Origin of the sequence: Actinomadura sp. GTD37 (assembly GCF_041951365.1) — a bacterium.
GTDB lineage: Bacteria > Actinomycetota > Actinomycetes > Streptosporangiales > Streptosporangiaceae > Spirillospora.
In genome coordinates this window covers 2,336,402-2,353,144 of record NZ_JBGNUS010000001.1, presented here as the reverse complement: position 1 = coordinate 2,353,144, position 16,743 = coordinate 2,336,402, and the positions used below count along the sequence as shown (strand labels likewise).

The window sequence follows — 16,743 nt, the reverse complement described above, 5'->3', positions numbered from 1 at the left end:
GTCACCCGACCTTCGGCGCGGCCTCGGCGGCGTTCGGCAGCGGCTCGGTGTCGACGTGGCCGAGCTCCGGCCGCGGCGCCAGCGGGCTGAGGTGGAAGACCGCGAACGCCTGCTCGGCGCCGTCGTTCTCCAGCCGGTGCCGGTCGTTGATCGGCACCATCAGCGAGTCGCCGGGGCCGAGGCGCACCGACTCGCCCTCGACCCGCATCAGCACGGAGCCGCGGACGACGTAGAGGAACTCCTCCGAGTACGGGTGCCGGTGCTCGGAGACGAACTCCCCGGGTTCGAGCGTGAGCTCGCCCATGAAACCCGAGGTCGACTTCACGGTCTTGGGGCTGAGCAGGACGCGGATGTCCCCGCCCCGGCGGCGGTTGGGGACGACGTCCTGCGCCGTCACTTTCCGGATACGCGGTGTGGACACGGTGGCGACTCCTAGACGTGCTGGGTCCTGGACGTACTGGGCCTGGGGGAACGGGTGGGGACGCGGGCGGTCACGGGGTGAGCTGGACGCCGTCTTCGGGGGTCCAGATGTAGAAGGGCTGGGCCATCGCGTCCTTCGGCTCCTTCCAGTTCGGGTCGTAGGGCCGGACGTGCGCGGTGAGGCGGTCGCTCAGGTCGCTGTAGAGCGGGTTGCTCCGGGCCTTGTACAGGTTCGGGGTGATGTCGCCGTCCGCCTCGACCATGTGGAAGTACAGGTCGTGGAAGCGGAAGAGGGTGCGGCGCGACACCCCGATCAGGTGGGGCAGCTCGGTCGAGTCGGACTCGCCGAACAGGCGGGCCACCGAGCCGGCCTGGTCCGGCTCCATCCGGGCCACGATCAGCGTGCGGTGCATGGACGCTCCTCCCTGCGGCCGGCCCGGCGGGCGGGCAGGCTGACGGATATCACCACGACGAGCGTCGGGGCGGCCGCTTGACCCTGGCTGCAGAAGCACTGGAAGCGTCCGCCCGTCCGGCGGCGGGCGGGGCGGCGCGCTTGAGAACGTCCCGAGCGGTCCTCGAGCACCGCGCGGGAACGTGGCGCGGACGCCCCGGCACCGATCCCGGGACGGGGAGGCTCATGCGAACCCCTGACTCGCGAACGACGGATCCCGCCGACACGCGCCTGCTCCGCGCGGCGCTGGGCAGGTTCGCCACCGGAGTCGCCGTCGTCACCGCGACGAGCCCGGCGGGCACGCCCGTCGGGATGACGGTGAACTCCTTCACCTCGGTGTCGCTCGACCCTCCGCTGGTGCTGTTCTGCGCGAGCCGCCGGTCCAGCCTGTACCCGGTGTTCGCCGCGGCGGAGGCGTTCGGGGTGAACATCCTGCGGGACGGCCAGACGGCCGAGTCGCGGCGGTTCGCCGGCCCGGGATTCGACCGGTTCGCCGGGCTGCGGCCGCGGGAGGGGCGCACCGGCGTCCCGCTGCTGCCGCGTGCCCTGGCCACCCTGGAGTGCGTCGAGCCGCAGCGGCGGCCCGCCGGCGACCACGACGTGATCATCGGACGGGTCGCCGTGGTCGAGACGGACGCGGGCGAGCTCGACCAGCCGCTGGTGTACTACGCCGGCGGCTACCGCTCCCTCGACACCGACGCCCAATGGTGGTCCGCCTGGCGCGAGTAGGCGGGTCCCCTCCATCGCCCGACGACCCGGCGAACCCCAGATGAGGAGATGGCACGATGACCGCACCCACCGACACCCCCGCCGCGAGCGCGCCCCCGTTCGCGCCCGCGAAGATCTACGAGCTGAGCACCGCGTTCTGGCACTCGAAGATGCTGGTCAGCGCGTCCGAGCTCGGCGTGTTCGCGCAGCTCGCCGAGGGCCCGGCCACGGCCGCCGAGCTGGCCGGCCGGCTGGGCCTGAAGTCGTCCGCGCTGCCCGAGTTCCTGGACGCGCTCGCCGCCATGGGCATGCTCGAACGCGACGGCGACGCCTACCGCAACAGCCCGGAGGCCGACTACTACCTCGTCCCCGGCAAGCGCTACTTCATGGGCACCTACCTCGGGTTCGTCGACCGGTTCATGCGGCCGACGTGGGAGGGGCTCGCCGAGGTGATGCGCACCGGCAGGCCGCAGATCCCGCATCCGCCGCAGGGGGACGCGCCGCAGGGCGAGGGCGAGGAGTTCTTCGAGCAGACCTACGCCGACCCGCAGCTCCAGCGCATGTTCATCGAGGCGCAGGACGCGCTGAGCAGCGAGCTGGCGTGGGAGCTGTCCCGCCGGATCGACTGGAGCGGCCGGACCGACGTCGTCGACCTCGGCGGGGCGCGCGGCAACGTCGCGGGCATCCTGCTGCAGGCCCACCCGCACCTGACCGGCACGGTGTTCGACATGCCGCCGCTGCGGCCGCTGTTCGACGAGCACATGGAGCGGCTCGGCGTGGCGGACCGCGCCCGCTACCAGGGCGGCGACTGGTTCGCCGACCCGCTGCCCGAGGGCGGGACGCTGCTGTGCGGGCACGCGCTGCACAACTGGACCACCGAGCAGCGCCGCACCGTCATCGGCAAGGCGTTCGAGGCGGTCCGTCCGGGCGGCGCCTTCATGGTCTACGACCTGATGTTCGACGACGAGCGCGGCCGGCTGAACCCGCTGCTGCTCAGCCTGGCGATGACGCTGAGCGTCGGCGGCTCGGGCTACTCGGCCGCCGAGTGCGTGCGGCTGATGGAGGACGCCGGGTTCGAGGGCGTCGAGACCGTCGCGCTCCAGGACTACGACGGCCACACCGTCGTCGTCGGGCACAAGCCCGAGTGACGGCGCGCAAGGAACCGGGCCCGTCTCCGTGGGAGGCGGGCCCGGTTCTTCCGTACCGTGATGCGCTGTCGTCAGCGGAGCTGGGAGACCAGGCCCCACTCGTCGAAGACGTTCACGTCCGCCACGACGAGGCCGTCGCGGAGCGTCCAGATCTGGATGCCGGACGCGGACGCGGACCGCCCCGTCGGCGGGATGCCCCGGTACCCGGCGACGTGCCGGCCCCGGGCGGTGTAGTGCGTGACGACCCGGTCGCCCTCGGCCACCTGGAGGTCCACGTCCACGGTCATGCCGGCGAACGAGGCGCGGATCCGCCGGGCGGCCTCGCGCGGGCCCTCGGGCCCGACGCGGCGGCCGCGGAGCACGAAATCGGGCGCGAAGATCCGGTCGGCGAGGGCGAGGTCGCCGCCGCACCAGCCCTCCACGAGCCAGCGCCGGGCCAGCTCCTTGCCCGCCTCGCCGCCGCTCACGAGGCGGCGGGGCGGGCCGCCGGACGTCCCGCGCCGGGCGGCCCGCCACCCGGGCGCCCGCCACCGGGACGTCCCGCGCCGGGCGGCGGGCCGACCGCCTCCAGCCCCTCCACGTCGAACCGGCCGGCCAGCTCGATCATCGCGGCGGGGGCGGGCGGCCCGCCGCCCGACATCAGCTCGCTGAGCCCCTCGAAGAAGCCCTCGACGCCGCCGGGCGTGGCGATGACCAGCAGCTTGCTCGGGCCGCCGGAGATGTTGCGGAACTTGTGCGGGACGCCGCGCGGCCCGTACACGAGCCCGCCCGCCGAGACCTCGTGCTCCTCGTCGCCGAGCCGGATGGCGTACCGACCCTCGATGACGTAGAAGGACTCGTCCTCGCCCGCGTGGACGTGCAGCGGCGGCCCGCCGCCCGGGGACGTGGTGACCTCGAAGAACGAGTACAGGCCGCCGGTGTCCTCGGCGCGCAGCAGGAACCGGCCCTCCTCGCCCTGCCACCGGACCGGCGGCACCTCGTCGCGCCGGACGAGCTTTCCAGGTGTGTGCGTCATGCCCGCTTCCTCCGCTGGTGTTCGGCTTCGGGTCGTGGGTCCGGGCCGCGGGGACGGCGCGGCCCGGACGGTCAGGCGATCTTCTTGCGGCGGAGCGCGGCCCGGCCGATGGCCTGCAGCGTCCCGGCCGCGAGTTCGCGGGCCGCGGGCGGTCCGCTGCGGATCGCCCAGTACATGAACTTGGCCAGGTCCCGGGTCGTCGGGTGCAGGTTGTGGTTGTCCGGGTCCTTGTAGCCGAAGGCGGCCGGCGGCAGGTCCGACTCCAGCACCATGCGCAGGATCCGGTCGGCGGCGTCGTCCGCCGAGATCTCCCCGATCTCGAACTTCTCGACCGTCTCCACCATCACGTCCCACATGGCCTTGGTCTCCGCGTTGTCCGGCCACCAGAACCCGGCGTTGGGCGCGTCCTCCAAGTCCTTGTAGATCTGCTCGTCGCCGCTGAGGTTGTACTGGAGCTGCGCGCGGCTCAGCCGCATCGCGCCGTAGTTGGACGAGAAGCCCCACACGCGGAAGATGGCGTCCCACAGCTTGAAGTGCGGGAAGGCCAGGAAGGACACGTTGCAGAGGTCGTCGTTGTAGTCGAGCAGGCCCTGCTGGAGCCGCTCGACGTACGCGTAGCGCTCCTCGGAGAAGTCGTCGTCCTTCAGCGAGTCGAGCACCCGCCACGCCACCGCGTCGATGACCTCGACGGTGTTCGACATGCCCCGGGAGAAGAGCGGGTCGATGAACCCGGCGGCGTGCGACATCATGCACCAGCGGTGCCCGACGGTCTTCTTGGTCGAGTACTGGACCCGTCCCGTGGACACCCACTCGCGCACCCGCCGCGCACCCCGGAAGTGCCGCTCCACCGCCGGGTACTTGCGCACGAAGGAGTAGAACTCCTCCTCCGGCGTCATGTCGTCGGGCTTGGGGTGGACGCGGGTGTCCAGCACGAGGCCGACGCTGCACAGCGGGTTGGTCGACTTGCGGTGGTTGTCGAACGGGATGATCCAGAAGAAGCCGCCCTCGAAGGTGTGGTGCAGGGTGCCCTCGTGCCAGCGCAGCGGCGGCCGGTCCTCCCGCGGCCAGTCCACCATGTGGTCGAACGGCGGCACGTCCGACATGTGGGTGAAGATGGAGCGGGTGTGGGTCTTCAGCCGGGTCGGGTTCTCCCGCAGGTCGAGCTTGTCGGCCACCGGGGAGCGGAACCCGCTGGCGTCCACCAGGTAGCGGGCGCGGATGCGCTCGCCGTTCTGCCCGGTGACGGTCACCGCGTCCTCGCCGAGGTCCAGGTCGGCCACCCGCCAGTTCTGCCGGGGCTCGCAGCCGTACTTGACCGCGACGTGGAACATGTAGGCGTCGCTGTCCTGCCGGAAGATGTGGGTGGCCTTGTACAGCACCTTGGGCACGCCGGCGAGGATCGTCTCGCCCGGGTCGGGTTCCTCGCCCGGCCGGTGCGACACGAACGCGAAGTGCCGCTTGATGCCGAACGTGCTGCCGATCTTCTTGTCGACCGAGTCGAGGCTCTCCAGCGTGGTGATCTCGGGGATCCCGTAGCGGGCCGCGAGCATGCCGAGCCGCACCAGGTAGTGCGGGATCGTCGACTCGCCGACCGCGAACCGCGGATGCTGGACGCCGTCCACCAGCACGACGCTCGCGCCGTTGCCCGCCAGGATGGCCGCGAGCATGGATCCGGCGATGCCCGACCCGATGACCAGGACATCGCACTCGGTCTCTTTGACGTGGTCCTTCGCCTGTCGTTTCACGTTCGTGGCCTCCCGGTCACAGCATCGCGGTGCCGCCGTCGATGATCAGGTAACTTCCGGTGAGGTAGCCGGAGGGTTCGGCGGCCAGGAACGCGATCACCTCCGCGACGTCCTGCGGCACCCCGTTGCGGCGCATGGCCGCGCGCTGCGCGTTGGCGCGCAGCGCCTGCTCGGGCAGCCCGTCGGCGACCCGGGTGAGGATCAGCCCCGGGCCGACCCCGTTGACCCGCACGCCGTACGGGCCCGCCTCCTGGGCCAGCACCTTCACCGCCGACTCGACCGCCGCCTTCGCCATGCTGAGCGGCAGGAACCCCGGCGCGGGCGAGCGCGACAGCGCCGCGCCGACCGCCACGACGGTGCCGTGGCCGCGGTCGAGCATGCCCGGCAGCACCAGGTCGACGGGGTTGAGCAGGGCCCGCAGCTGGCGCTGCACGATCCACTCGCAGTACTCGACCGACGTCGAGGTGAACGGGGCCACCTTCACCTCGAACCCGTAGAGGCCGGTCGCGTTGGCGACCAGCACGTCGACCGGGCCCAGCTCCGTCTGCGTCCGCTCCACCAGGTCCCGGACCTGGTCGCGCTCGGTCACGTCGGCCTGCAAGGCGAGCGCGCGGCCGCCGCCCGCCTGGATCGCCTCCACCACTTCCTTGGCCGGGGCCTCGCCCCGGTGGTAGTTGACCGCGACGGCCGCGCCGCGGGCGGCGAGCGTGCGGGCGGTGGCCGCGCCGATGCCGCTGCTCGCGCCGGTGACCAGCGCCACCCGGCCCCGCAGGTCCGCGGTCTCCGGCACCGCCGGTGCGTTGTCCGCCATGGTCAGCCCTCCTTCGTCTCGGGCGCCGCCGCCTCGTACGACACGCCGGCCAGCCGTTCCGAGATGTCCCAGAGCCGCCGCCCGAGCTCCGGGTCCGTGATCTTCGCGGGGGTCTTCACCCGTCCGATCGGGCCCCAGATCTCGCCGAAGCCGGTGGGGGCGTAGCAGGCGCCCGGCTCCACCCCGGGCGCGCACGCCGCGTACAGCGAGGGCCAGGCGCCCATCGCCGTCGGCTTGGCGAACAGCCGGGTGGGGATCTTGAAGAACGCCTCCTGGAACCGGCTGCCCTCCATCCGGGGGCCGGTGTACTGGAGGTCGCTGGCCGCGAAACCGGGATGCGCGGCGACGCCGGCCGGCCCGTGCCCGGCGTACCGGCGGGCCAGTTCCCGGGTGAACACGAGATTGGCGAGCTTGGCCTGGTTGTAGGCGTTGAACTTGTCGTACGCGCGCTCGCTCTGCAGATCGTCCAGGTCGATCTTCCCCATCATTTTCACGACCCAGGTGCTGAGGCTCACCACCCGGGCGCCGGACCGCGCCCGCAGCAGCGGCAGCAGCCGCCCGGTCAGCGCGAAATGACCGAGGTAGTTGACGCCGAACTGCATTTCGTGGCCGTCGGCGGTGAGCAGCCTCGGCACGCCCAGGACGCCGGCGTTGTTGATCAGGATGTCCAGCCCGGCGTTGTCCGCCGCGTATTCCTTGGCGAACCGCTCGACCGACGACAGGTCGGCCAGGTCGAGGAGCCCCAGCCGGACGGACGCGTCCGGCGCGCGCCGCCGTATCTCGGCCAGCGCCCGCTCCCCCCGGTCACGGCGGCGGCAGGCCAGCGTGACGTCCGCGCCGTGCGCGGCCAGTTCGAGCGCGGTGTGGAAGCCAAGGTTCTTGTTGGCGCCGGTCACGATCGCCGTGCGCCCGGTCAGGTCCGGGATGTCGGCCGGGGTCCACCGTTCGGCCATGCTCGCCCTCCTGTGACGCGCGGGCCCCGTGCGGGCCGCGAACCCAGTGTCGCGAGCCCCGGTTAATTCGCGGCTAAGCGCGGGAAAGGCCGCCTCGACACCACCTTGACAATAAAACGGGAAGCCGTTTAGCCTTTTTATTGGTCACTATTGGAGAACGCTTCCATGAATGGAGGAAAAATGGCAGGGCAAAGTCGCGAGGCACGGAACAAGGAAATCCTTGTAAAGTCGCTCGACATTCTCCGCGGAAAGGCGGGGGCGGAGCTGGCGAACGAGACCTACACCGCCGACTACACCGACAACAGCGGTGCGCCCGAGCGGGGGCCGGCGCGGGTGCTCGCGGTGGCCGAGCAGGCCCGCCGCGCCTTCCCCGACCTGGACTACGACGTCGGCCAGGTCATCGCCGAGGGCGACTACGTGGCGTTCCGGCTGACGATGCGCGGCACCCACGAGGGGCCGCTGCCCGGCTCCGGGCTGCCGGGCACCGGCAAGCGGGTGGAGGTGCGGCAGCTGCACATGATCCGGTTCGAGGGCGAGCGGATCGCCGAGCACTGGGCGGTCCGCGACGACATCGGCATGATGCGGCAGCTGGGCGTCATCCCCGGTCCTCCCGGCGGCGGCGGTCCCGGCGGTCCGGGCGGCCCGCCTGCGGGAGGCCCGCCGGCCGCGGGCTGACCGGCGGGTCGCGCACCCGGCTCAGAGCCAGCGTGGCTGCCTCGTGTAACGGGGCAGCCACACCTTCTGGAACAGCAGCCGCACGGGCGGCGGGACGCGGCGCAGCACGGCCGCCCGGTCGGCGGCGGACGCGTCCCCGATCAGCCAGGGGAAGAACTCCGGCGCGCTGCGCAGCGCGGCCAGCCCGTTGCCGCGCATCTCGGCCAGGCACCGGTCCCACTCGCGGGGCGTCATCGCGGCCGCGACCAGGGGCAGCGCGTCCTCCTCCTCGTGCTTGAGGTGCCGGTCCAGCTCGGCGCGGAACTCCTCGGCCGCCGCGGCCAGCCGGGTGCCGTTCTCGCCGGACCGCGCCAGCGCGTCGTCCACCGCCGCCACCAGCGGGTCGATCCGGTCGTGCTCGGCCTCCATCGCGTCCAGGACGGCGAGGTCGTCGGCGCGCCCGTGCAGCCCGGTCCGCATCCGCGGCCACATGTACCGGTCCTCGCCCTCGTGGTGGCTGATCAGCATGGCCTTCAGGGTGGCCCAGCCGAGGCCCACCGCCTCCCGTCCGCCGGCGTCGCCGGAGTCCAGGCGCTCGGCGGCGCCGGCCAGGTGGCGCAGGTCGCGGCGGAACGCGTTGTGCGTCACCAGCATCATCGTCATGTCCGGTTCGGCGGCCATCAGATTCCTCCCTCGTGCCGGCAGTTGACGTTCAGGGTGTGCGCCGCGGCGAGGTAGCGCGGGTCGGGACGCAGCGCGTACTCCCGCCGGCACGCCTCGGCGAGCTTGATGGCGTGCTCCTCGCCGATGTCGACGGCGTCCTCGACCAGCCGGTCCACCCCGGGCGGGTCGCCCTCCGGGAGGGGCGCGCCCCGCGCCGCGAAGCCGCGCGAGACCGCCCACACCTGCGCGGCCAGCGCCTCGGCCGCGGCGTACGTCGGCGGCCACAGCTCCTCCGGCAGGATCGGCAGGACGAGGCGGACGGCCGCCGGCGCGGTGACCGTGTGGACCGCCGGGACCGGCGGACGGGGCGCGTACTCGGCGTACAGGCCGGCGTTCACCACCGTCAGCTCGCTCAGCGCGGCCGCCACCCGCTCGACCGGGACCCGCGCGCCCAGGGTGACCGGGATCTCCCCGGCCCCGCCGCCGGGCCCCCGGACGGGCGCGAAGCGCGCCGCCCAGTAGGCCAGCCCGCGGGCCAGCTCGTTCAGCTGGAGGCCGCTCGGCTCCGGCGCGGTGCGCAGGATCCGCACCGCGTGCGCCGTCCGGATCAGCCCGTGGGTGAAGGCGGCGAACGCGCCGTCCAGCAGGACCGGCCACCACTCGACGACCACGTCCCGCCACGGCCCCTCGGCGAGCCGCCGGTCGAAGTAGGCGACCCAGTCGGTGACGCGGCGGTAGTCGCCCAGCGCGGCGCGCCGCGCCACCGGGTCGTCGTCGGGGATGGGCTCCATCGGCGGAGGCGGGGCGTAGGAGCGGCGCCGCCGGAGGTTGAGCTCGATCCACGACGGCACCGCGTCCGGGTGGTCCAGGGTGACCAGCGCCTCGGCCGCCATCGGCGCGTGCATCGCGAAGTCGGGCCCGAACTCGAACCCGACGTCCGCCAGCCGGTCGAGCGCCTCGTCGACGGCGCCCGCGTAGCGGCCGGCCGCCTCCGCGTCCGGCATCCTCACCCCTCCTTCCGGCCCTCGGCCAGAATGATCACGCCGTACATCAGGAACCCGCCGTCGGCCTCCCGCTCGGCGATGTCGCCGGTCAGGGCGCTGACGCGCTCGGGCGGCAGGACGCCCACCTCCCCCGCGCGCCGGATGGCGTCGCTGAGGCCGGTGAGCCCGTCGGCCGCGGCGATCCCGTCCAGCACGACGGGCATCGGCTTCACCTGCACCTCCGCCAGCCCGGCCGCGCGCAGCAGACCGGACAGCCGGCGGCCGATCCACGGATTGCGGATGTTCTCGAACCACCAGGTCAGCACGGTGCGGGTGGACTCCCGGTCGGCCAGATCCGGGGCCCACATGCCGTGGTCGGGATCGGCGACGAGGACGCGCCCGCCCGGCTTGGTCACCCGCGCCAGCTCGGTGATCGCGCCCGCCGGTTCGGCCAGGTGCTGGACCATCCGCTCGGCGCGGACGCCGTCGAAGTGGTCGTCGGGGAACGGCAGCGCGTACGCGCTGGCGGTCAGGAAGGACGCGGGCACGCCGGTCCCGGTGCCGCGCGCCCGGGCCTCCTCGATCGCCCGCTCGTTGACGTCGACGCCGACCACCTCGCCGGACGGTCCGACCCGCGCGGCGAGTTCCAGGACGTCGGTGCCGTTGCCGCAGCCGACGTCCAGCAGCCGCCGGCCCGGCTCGGGCGCCAGCCGGTGCAGGATCTCCCGCTTGACCGCGGCCAGCGTGTCGGCGGCGGCGTCCAGGTACCCGACGGCCGGGCGGCCGAGCAGCGTGGAGGTGTCCCCCGGCTCGCCCTTCCATCCTGGCTCGCCGTCCGCCGCCCGCCCGCGGGCGGTCGCTTCACTCGTCACCGTCGTCAGCCTCTCTGCTCGGGTGCCAGCTCGCGCCCGTGTTCGCGGGGCCGCTCGGCCCGCCCCCGGGCCAGGCTGCTCGGCCACCACAGCCGGTCGCCGAGATCGTGCGTCAGCGCCGGCACGAGCAGCGAGCGCACGATGAACGTGTCGATCAGCACGCCCAGCGCGATGACGAAGCCCTGCTCGGCGAAGCCGACGACGGGCAGGGTCACGAGGACGCTGAAGGTGGCGGCCAGCACGATGCCCGCGGACGTGATGACGCCGCCGGTGGACACCAGGCCGTTGATGGTGCCCTGCCGCGTCCCGTGCAGCCTGGCCTCCTCGCGGACCCGGCTCATGAGGAAGATGTTGTAGTCGACGCCGAGCGCCACGAGGAACACGAAGGCGATCTGCGGGAGCTGGGCGTCCTGGCCGGTCCAGTGGAAGACGTGCTCGAAGACCGCCGTCGAGATGCCCATCGCGGCGCCGAACGACAGCACCACGGTCGCGATCAGCAGCACGGACATGGTGAAGGCGCGCAGCAGCAGGCACAGCACCACGAGGATGACCACCAGCACGAGCGGGATGGTGAGCAGCGAGTCGCGCTGGATCGTCTTGATCATGTCCACCTCGATCGCGGCGGGACCGCCGACCTTGGCGTCCGCGCCGGGCACCGCGTGCAGGCGGTCGCGCAGCCGCTTCACGGCGTCGCGCTCGGCCCCGGTCTCCGGCTCGGCCGCCACGGTGACCTGCATCTGCACCTTGCCGCCAGCCCGGCCGGACTCCTGCGCGGTGGTCGCGCCCGCGGCGAGCGCGGCCTGCCGCACCGCGTCCGCCTGCCCGGCGTTGGCGATCACGTCGACGGGGTTGCCGGCGCCCGCGGCGAAGTGGGCGGAGATGAGCTCCTGGCCCTTGACCGCGTCCGGCTTCTCGGTGAAGCGGGTCTGCTGCGGGACGTTGAACGACAGCAGGCCGAGCACGCAGGCGGCGAGCGCCAGCGCCGTCACCGTCCACACCGCGCGGGGACGGGAGCCGACCAGCGCGCCGGCCCGCGTCCACAGCCGGGAGACGTGCGGGGCGGCGCCCGCGTGCGGGACGCGCGGCCAGAAGATCCAGCGGCCGAAGATGACGAGCAGCGCGGGCAGCAGCGTCATCATGGCGAACACCGCGGAGCCGACGGCGAGCACGCCGATCGGGGCGAGCGAGCGGGTGGAGTTCAGGTCGGCGACGGCCAGGCAGAGCAGGCCGAGCCCGACCGTGCCGGCCGAGGCGACGATGGCCCCGCCGGAGCGGCGGAGCGCCACCCGCATCGCCTCGTGCCGGTCCTCGTGCCGGGCCAGTTCCTCCCGGTACCGGGCGATCAGCAGGAGCGCGTAGTCGGTCCCCGCGCCGTAGATCAGGATGCTGAGCACGCTGGTGGCCATCGAGTTGACCGCGAGGCCCGGCCCCTTGATCAGCCCGTACACGATCGCGCTGCCGAGCTGGTTGGCGGCGAAGACGCTGAAGAGCGGCACCAGGAACAGCACCGGGCTGCGGTAGATGAGCAGCAGCAGGACGGCCACCACGAGGACCGGGATGAGCAGGAGGGTGAACTCCATGTCCCGGAAGATCAGGAACTCGTCGGCGCCGAGCCCGGCGGGCCCGGCCACCTTGACGTCCAGGCCGCCGCTCCCCTCGCCCAGCCGTTCGCGCATGCCGTCGACGGCGTCGAGGATGACCTCGCCCTCCTGCTCGTCGCCGGTCGCGGCCAGCGGCACCGTGTACAGGACGGCCTTGCCGTCCTTGGACACCTGGGGCCGCTGCGCGGCGGCGTGCGGCGCGAACTCCTTGGTGAGCTGCTGCGCGTCCGCCGCGGCGCGCTGCTTGTCGGCGGCGGTCACCCCGCCCTCCCGCTGGTAGACGATCATCGCCGGGATGACCTGGCCCTGCGGGAACGCCTCCTGCGCCTGGAGCACGGCGGTCGACTCGGCGCTGTTCGGCAGGTACTCGATCCGGTCGTTCTCGGCCGCGCTGAACAGCTTGCCGGCGAACGACCCGGACGCGATGAGGATCACCAGCCAGCCGACCAGGACGATCCATTTCGCCCGGCGGCCGGCGGGCAGTGCCAGCAACCTCGTCATCGGGGAACCTCCAGGTTCTCGGTCATCGGTCGGGCGGGGTCACGCGGTCGGGCGGGACCGAACAGTAAACATGGCTATTGTCTACATGTATGAGACGGGTGGCCACTACCTGGCCGGAAACTATGCTCGACCTGCGATGACGTCCCGTCCTGACGGCGCGTCCCGGCCGGTCACCACACCAGCGCCGCCCCCGTGATCGCCGCGCCGAAACCCGCGACCGCCAGCAGCGTGCGCACCCGGTTGGCCGCCGCCCACCGCGCCCGCACGCCCGGCCAGTCCGGCGGCGGCGCGGCCGGGTCCCAGCCGTCGATGACCCGGTTCATCCGCACGTTCCAGCCCTCGGACACCACCGCCACGCCGACGACGCACAGCCCCGCGCAGCCGACGGCCACCCGCGGCCAGACGCCGCCCGCGACCACCACCAGCGCGGCGCAGACGGCCAGGGACACCTTGTTGACCCGCGGCATCATCGGGTCGAACCGGCGGTCGAGCAGCCGGTGCACCTGGACGTAGCGGTCCGCCGGCAGCACCGCCACCACCGGCACGATCGCCGTCTCGACCGCGAAGAGCACGCCAGCGAGCACCCCCGACAGCAGCAGGAACGCCGCCAGGAGCGCGTCGACCACGGCGTCCGGGACCATCAGAACCGCACGTCCATCATCTGGGCGTAGCTCTCCCGGCGGCCCTTGCCGTCGAAGAACGCCCGCATGAACAGGTCCCGCCCGGCGCACAGCGCCCGGCTCCGCCAGCGCCCCATCGCGCCGATCGACCACGCCGTGCCGGTCATCCCGTCGACGCGCTCACGGCGCAGCTCCTCGAACGCCGCGATCGCCGCGGGCACCCGGTCGTGCTCGCTCAGCAGCCGGGAGAGGGCCACGCCGTCCTCGATCGCCTGGCCGGCGCCCTGGCTGAGGTTGAGGGTCATCGGATGAGCGGCGTCGCCGAGCAGCACGACGCGGCCCTTCCCCCAGCCCCCGCCGCGCTCCGGCGGGCGGTCGAAGATGTCGATCGGGAGGATCGCGTCCTCCTCGGTGGACGCGAGGATGCGCGGCACCGGGTCGGGCCAGTGCCGGTACGTCTCGGCCATCACCTCGCGCCGGTCCTTGGCCAGCATGTCGAACGAGGCGCCCACGCTGTCGGCGGTGATCGCGTCCCAGTACACCTCCTCCGGGTTGAGCCGCATGTACAGGAAGCGCAGCCCGCCCCGTCCCCACAGGTTGAAGAACGTCCCGGTGGGCACCACGTCCTCGCCCGGCAGCCGGGTGATCGCCTGCCAGGCGGTGTACCCCGCGTACCGCGGCGGCAGGTCGTGCCCCTTGCGCAGGACGTCGCGGACCGTCGAGCGGATGCCGTCGGCGCCGATCAGGATGTCGGCGCGCAGCTCGGCGCCGTCCGCGAGGCGCGCCGTCACGCCGTCCGCGTCCTGCTCGAACCCGACACAGCGCCGCCCCAGCCGGACGTCGTCCCCGGCCGCGTCCATCAGGACGGTGTTGAGGGCCGACCTGCGCAGGCCGAGCGCCGGGGCGCCGCACCGCTCGGCCTCGGGGGCGATGTCCCAGCGGGCCAGCCGCCGGCCCCGGTCGGACCGGAACTCGTGGTAGACGATCTCCACGCCGGCCTCGGCGACCCGCTCGTCCAGCTTCAGCTCGCGCAGGGCGAGCAGGGCGTTGTGCCACAGCATGAAGCCGCCCCCGGTGAGCAGCCGCCCCGGAGCCGAGCGGCGTTCGAGCACCACGGTCTCCACACCCGCGCGGCGCAGCCCGACGGCGGTGGTCAGACCGCCGATCCCCGCGCCCACCACGATGGCCTTGCGCACCGCCGCCATGGCGGTCACACGCTGTCGAGCCGGGCGCGCACCTCGAAGATGCGCCGCTCGACCCCGTTGTCGCCCCAGTACGGCAGCATCGGCGCGGCCATCTCCAGATGCCGGGGATGGTCCTCCCAGGCGCGGAACGCCTGCTCGCTCTCCCACTCGGCCAGCAGGATGTAGGTCTGCCCGTCCTCGGTGTCCCGCAGCAGCTCGTCGTGCAGGTGGCCGGGCGTGCCGCGCACGGTCTCGGTCACCTGCCGGTAGGCCGCCTCGAACTTCTCCTGGTCCTCTTTCCGGGGGGTGGCACGCACCACGATGCGGAACGTCATGGCAGTCACGTCTCCTCTCTGCACCGCCCGGTCAGACGCGGGCGATGATCTCCAGGACCTGCTTGCTGGCCGACTCGCGGAGCGGCTCGAACGCGGCGGACATCGAGCGGCGCTCGGTGCTGCTCTCGAACGCCCGCAGCGCCTCGCGGCTCTCCCAGTCGCCGGTGATGATGTACTTGCGGCGCAGCTCCGGATCGCAGGTCAGCGCCTGGCCGAGGCTGCCGCTCGGCTGCGTGTCCTTCATCGCGCGCCGCCAGATGTCCTCGAACGCGGTCTCGCAGCCCTCGCGCACGAGCATGGTGAGCACGGCACGGACCATGGTCGTCACCTCCTAGATCCCGCCGTCCACGTCCAGCACGGCGCCGGTGACGTACCGGGCCGCGTCGCACGCCAGGAACAGCACGGCGTCGGCGACCTCGGCCGGTTCGCCGAGCCGGCCGAGGGCGGTCATCCCGGCGTAGCGCCGCTTGCCCTCCTCGCCGTTCGGGTTCGCCTGCCCGGTGTCGTCGATGATCCCGCAGGTGATCGCGTTGACCCGGACGCCCGCGGGGCCGAGCTCCTTGCACAGGGCGCGGGTCAGCCCGATGATCCCGGCCTTGGACGCCACGTAGTGGGACGCGTTCGGCATCCCGTGCTTGGCGACGGCCGAGGTGATGTTGACGATCGACGCCGGCCGGGCGAGCCGGTCCAGCGACGCCCGGATCATCCGGTAGGTGCCGCCGAGATTGGTGTCGACGACGCGCGCCCACTCGTCCTCGGCCATCTCGCCCAGCGGCAGATGGCTGATGATCCCGGCATTGTTGACCAGCACGTCCACGGCGCCGAACGCGTCGTGGGCGTGGTCGAGCAGCAGCCGCGCGTCCGCCTCCCGCGAGACGTCGGCGCGGACCAGCCGCGCCGACGCGCCGCGCGAGGCGAACTCCGCGCGGAGGGCGGCCGCCTCCGCGTTCTCCTGACGGTGGCACGCGGTGACCGAGGCGCCCTGCTCCAGCAGCGCCCGGGTGATCGCTCGTCCGATGCCCCGGGTCCCCCCGGTGACCACCGCGTGCCGTCCCTTGAGACCGAAATCCATGGTGCCGCTCCTTTGTCCGGCTCCACTCCCCGGCGTGACCTTGAGTGGCTCACGCTGTCGAGCGTCTCAGCCGGGGATAAAGCAGCGGCCAGTCTCGGGAAAACGCGCCGCTAGGCGGACCGCTAGGCGATCCACGCCTCCCACAGGCGGGGGGACTCGGCGTTGGACTCCAGGATCGACCGGTGCAGCACCTGCAGGTCGTGGCTCGGCTCCACGCCGAGGTCGTTGACGCATGCCTCGCGCAGGACGCGGAACGCCGCCAGGGCGTCCGCCCTGCGTCCGGCCAGGTACAGCGCCACCATCAGCTGCGCGTGGACGCGCTCGTGCAGCGGATGCTCGGCGGCCAGGGCGCGCAGGTCCCCGATCACCTCGACGTGCCCGCCCAGCCGGATCTGCAGCCGGATGCGGCGCTCCAGGGCGGAGATGCGCGCCTCCTCCAGGCTCAGCGCCACGCCCTCCAGCACGGACGAGGAGCGCACGTCGACCAGCGCCGGGCCGCGCCACAGCCCGGTCGCCGCGCGGTAGTGCCGCAGCGCGCGCTCGAGGTCGCCCTCGCCCGCGGCCATCCGGCCCAGCTCGCAGAGGCGCTCGAACCGGACGAGGTCGAGCGTCCCGTCGTCGATCTCCAGCCGGTAGCCGGGATCGCGGGTCACGATGACCGGGCGCCGGTCGTGCGCGGGCAGCGCGGACAGCGTCCGGCGAAGCTGTGAGACGTACACCCGCAGCGCCTTGAGCGCCGTGCGCGGCGGGCGTTCGCCCCACAGCTCCGATATCAGCGTGTCCGTGGACACGACGGTGTTGCACCGCACCAGGAGCAGCGCCAGCAGCACCCGCAGCTTGTGCGCGCGGGGCGTGCGGATCCGCAGCCCGTCGTGGATCTCCAGTGGCCCGAGCACCGTGAAACGTAACCCGGACGCGGGCTCGAGGTCCGCCGGCGGCGGTGCGCCGGCGGCCACGCCGACCGGCCCGACCGGCCCGGCGATCACAGGCAGGATGTCCATGCGCTG

Annotated in this window: 20 protein-coding genes; 3 read left to right on the top strand and 17 right to left on the bottom strand. The window is 73.1% G+C overall.

The window, feature by feature from the left end; all coding sequences use genetic code 11:
- Window position 1: 1 nt before the first annotated feature.
- Window positions 2–421 (bottom strand): cupin domain-containing protein, encoded by a 420-nt coding sequence (locus ACA511_RS11335; protein WP_375024078.1) that lies wholly within the window; start codon window positions 419–421, stop codon window positions 2–4.
- A gap of 70 nt (window positions 422–491) precedes the next feature.
- Window positions 492–833 carry a TcmI family type II polyketide cyclase gene (locus ACA511_RS11330; protein WP_375024077.1) on the bottom strand — a complete coding sequence of 114 codons (342 nt, stop codon included), beginning with the start codon at window positions 831–833 and terminating at the stop codon, window positions 492–494.
- A 224-nt stretch (window positions 834–1,057) separates the two neighbouring features.
- On the opposite strand from ACA511_RS11330, the gene ACA511_RS11325 reads away from it, so the two are divergent.
- The gene (locus tag ACA511_RS11325; protein ID WP_375024076.1) at window positions 1,058–1,600 is read left to right on the top strand and encodes a flavin reductase family protein; all 543 of its coding nucleotides are present in this window, start codon (window positions 1,058–1,060) and stop codon (window positions 1,598–1,600) included.
- A 56-nt stretch (window positions 1,601–1,656) separates the two neighbouring features.
- The gene (locus ACA511_RS11320; protein ID WP_375024075.1) at window positions 1,657–2,727 is read left to right on the top strand and encodes a methyltransferase; all 1,071 of its coding nucleotides are present in this window, start codon (window positions 1,657–1,659) and stop codon (window positions 2,725–2,727) included.
- A 71-nt stretch (window positions 2,728–2,798) separates the two neighbouring features.
- On the opposite strand, the gene ACA511_RS11315 is transcribed toward ACA511_RS11320, so the two are convergent.
- From ACA511_RS11315 to ACA511_RS11295, 5 genes are all read right to left on the bottom strand, one after another.
- Window positions 2,799–3,194: an ester cyclase gene (locus tag ACA511_RS11315; protein ID WP_375024074.1), complete on the bottom strand. Its 396-nt coding sequence runs from the start codon at window positions 3,192–3,194 to the stop codon at window positions 2,799–2,801.
- Entirely contained in the window at window positions 3,191–3,742 is a 552-nt protein-coding gene (locus ACA511_RS11310; protein WP_375024073.1) for a cupin domain-containing protein, read from the bottom strand. The genes ACA511_RS11315 and ACA511_RS11310 overlap by 4 nt, the downstream gene beginning before the upstream one ends.
- 71 nt (window positions 3,743–3,813) lie before the next feature.
- Window positions 3,814–5,487, bottom strand: coding sequence for an NAD(P)/FAD-dependent oxidoreductase (locus ACA511_RS11305; RefSeq protein WP_375024072.1), 1,674 nt, complete (start codon window positions 5,485–5,487; stop codon window positions 3,814–3,816).
- A gap of 16 nt (window positions 5,488–5,503) precedes the next feature.
- A complete protein-coding gene (locus ACA511_RS11300; protein WP_375024071.1) occupies window positions 5,504–6,298 on the bottom strand; it encodes an SDR family NAD(P)-dependent oxidoreductase in 795 nt (264 codons plus the stop codon).
- Window positions 6,299–6,300: 2 nt separating this feature from the next.
- Window positions 6,301–7,251: an oxidoreductase gene (locus tag ACA511_RS11295; protein ID WP_375024070.1), complete on the bottom strand. Its 951-nt coding sequence runs from the start codon at window positions 7,249–7,251 to the stop codon at window positions 6,301–6,303.
- Window positions 7,252–7,431: 180 nt separating this feature from the next.
- Here ACA511_RS11295 and ACA511_RS11290 point away from each other — a divergent pair, with 180 nt between their 5' ends.
- The gene (locus ACA511_RS11290; protein ID WP_375024069.1) at window positions 7,432–7,926 is read left to right on the top strand and encodes an ester cyclase; all 495 of its coding nucleotides are present in this window, start codon (window positions 7,432–7,434) and stop codon (window positions 7,924–7,926) included.
- 21 nt (window positions 7,927–7,947) lie between these two features.
- Here the strand turns inward: ACA511_RS11290 and ACA511_RS11285 are convergent, their stop codons facing one another.
- From ACA511_RS11285 to ACA511_RS11240, 10 genes are all read right to left on the bottom strand, one after another.
- Window positions 7,948–8,586 (bottom strand): hemerythrin domain-containing protein, encoded by a 639-nt coding sequence (locus ACA511_RS11285; RefSeq protein WP_375024068.1) that lies wholly within the window; start codon window positions 8,584–8,586, stop codon window positions 7,948–7,950.
- Complete coding sequence (locus tag ACA511_RS11280) at window positions 8,586–9,572, bottom strand: hypothetical protein (RefSeq protein WP_375024067.1); 987 nt, start codon at window positions 9,570–9,572, stop codon at window positions 8,586–8,588. Before ACA511_RS11280 ends, ACA511_RS11285 begins: the two co-directional genes overlap by 1 nt.
- A gap of 2 nt (window positions 9,573–9,574) precedes the next feature.
- Window positions 9,575–10,423, bottom strand: a complete 849-nt coding sequence (locus ACA511_RS11275) for a methyltransferase domain-containing protein (RefSeq protein WP_375024066.1) — start codon at window positions 10,421–10,423, stop codon at window positions 9,575–9,577.
- Window positions 10,424–10,428: 5 nt separating this feature from the next.
- On the bottom strand, window positions 10,429–12,525 hold the full coding sequence (locus tag ACA511_RS11270; protein WP_375024065.1) for an MMPL family transporter: 2,097 nt from the start codon (window positions 12,523–12,525) through the stop codon (window positions 10,429–10,431).
- Window positions 12,526–12,695: 170 nt separating this feature from the next.
- Window positions 12,696–13,166, bottom strand: a complete 471-nt coding sequence (locus ACA511_RS11265; protein WP_375024064.1) for an anthrone oxygenase family protein — start codon at window positions 13,164–13,166, stop codon at window positions 12,696–12,698.
- Window positions 13,166–14,350, bottom strand: coding sequence for an FAD-dependent monooxygenase (locus tag ACA511_RS11260; RefSeq protein ID WP_375024063.1), 1,185 nt, complete (start codon window positions 14,348–14,350; stop codon window positions 13,166–13,168). The genes ACA511_RS11265 and ACA511_RS11260 overlap by 1 nt, the downstream gene beginning before the upstream one ends.
- A 5-nt stretch (window positions 14,351–14,355) precedes the next feature.
- Window positions 14,356–14,664: an antibiotic biosynthesis monooxygenase family protein gene (locus ACA511_RS11255; RefSeq protein ID WP_375024062.1), complete on the bottom strand. Its 309-nt coding sequence runs from the start codon at window positions 14,662–14,664 to the stop codon at window positions 14,356–14,358.
- 31 nt (window positions 14,665–14,695) lie between these two features.
- Window positions 14,696–14,983, bottom strand: coding sequence for an antibiotic biosynthesis monooxygenase family protein (locus ACA511_RS11250; protein ID WP_375024061.1), 288 nt, complete (start codon window positions 14,981–14,983; stop codon window positions 14,696–14,698).
- 12 nt (window positions 14,984–14,995) lie between these two features.
- A complete protein-coding gene (locus tag ACA511_RS11245; protein WP_375024060.1) occupies window positions 14,996–15,736 on the bottom strand; it encodes an SDR family oxidoreductase in 741 nt (246 codons plus the stop codon).
- Window positions 15,737–15,858: 122 nt separating this feature from the next.
- On the bottom strand, window positions 15,859–16,737 hold the full coding sequence (locus tag ACA511_RS11240) for a BTAD domain-containing putative transcriptional regulator (RefSeq protein WP_375024059.1): 879 nt from the start codon (window positions 16,735–16,737) through the stop codon (window positions 15,859–15,861).
- Between the last annotated feature and the right edge of the window lie 6 nt (window positions 16,738–16,743).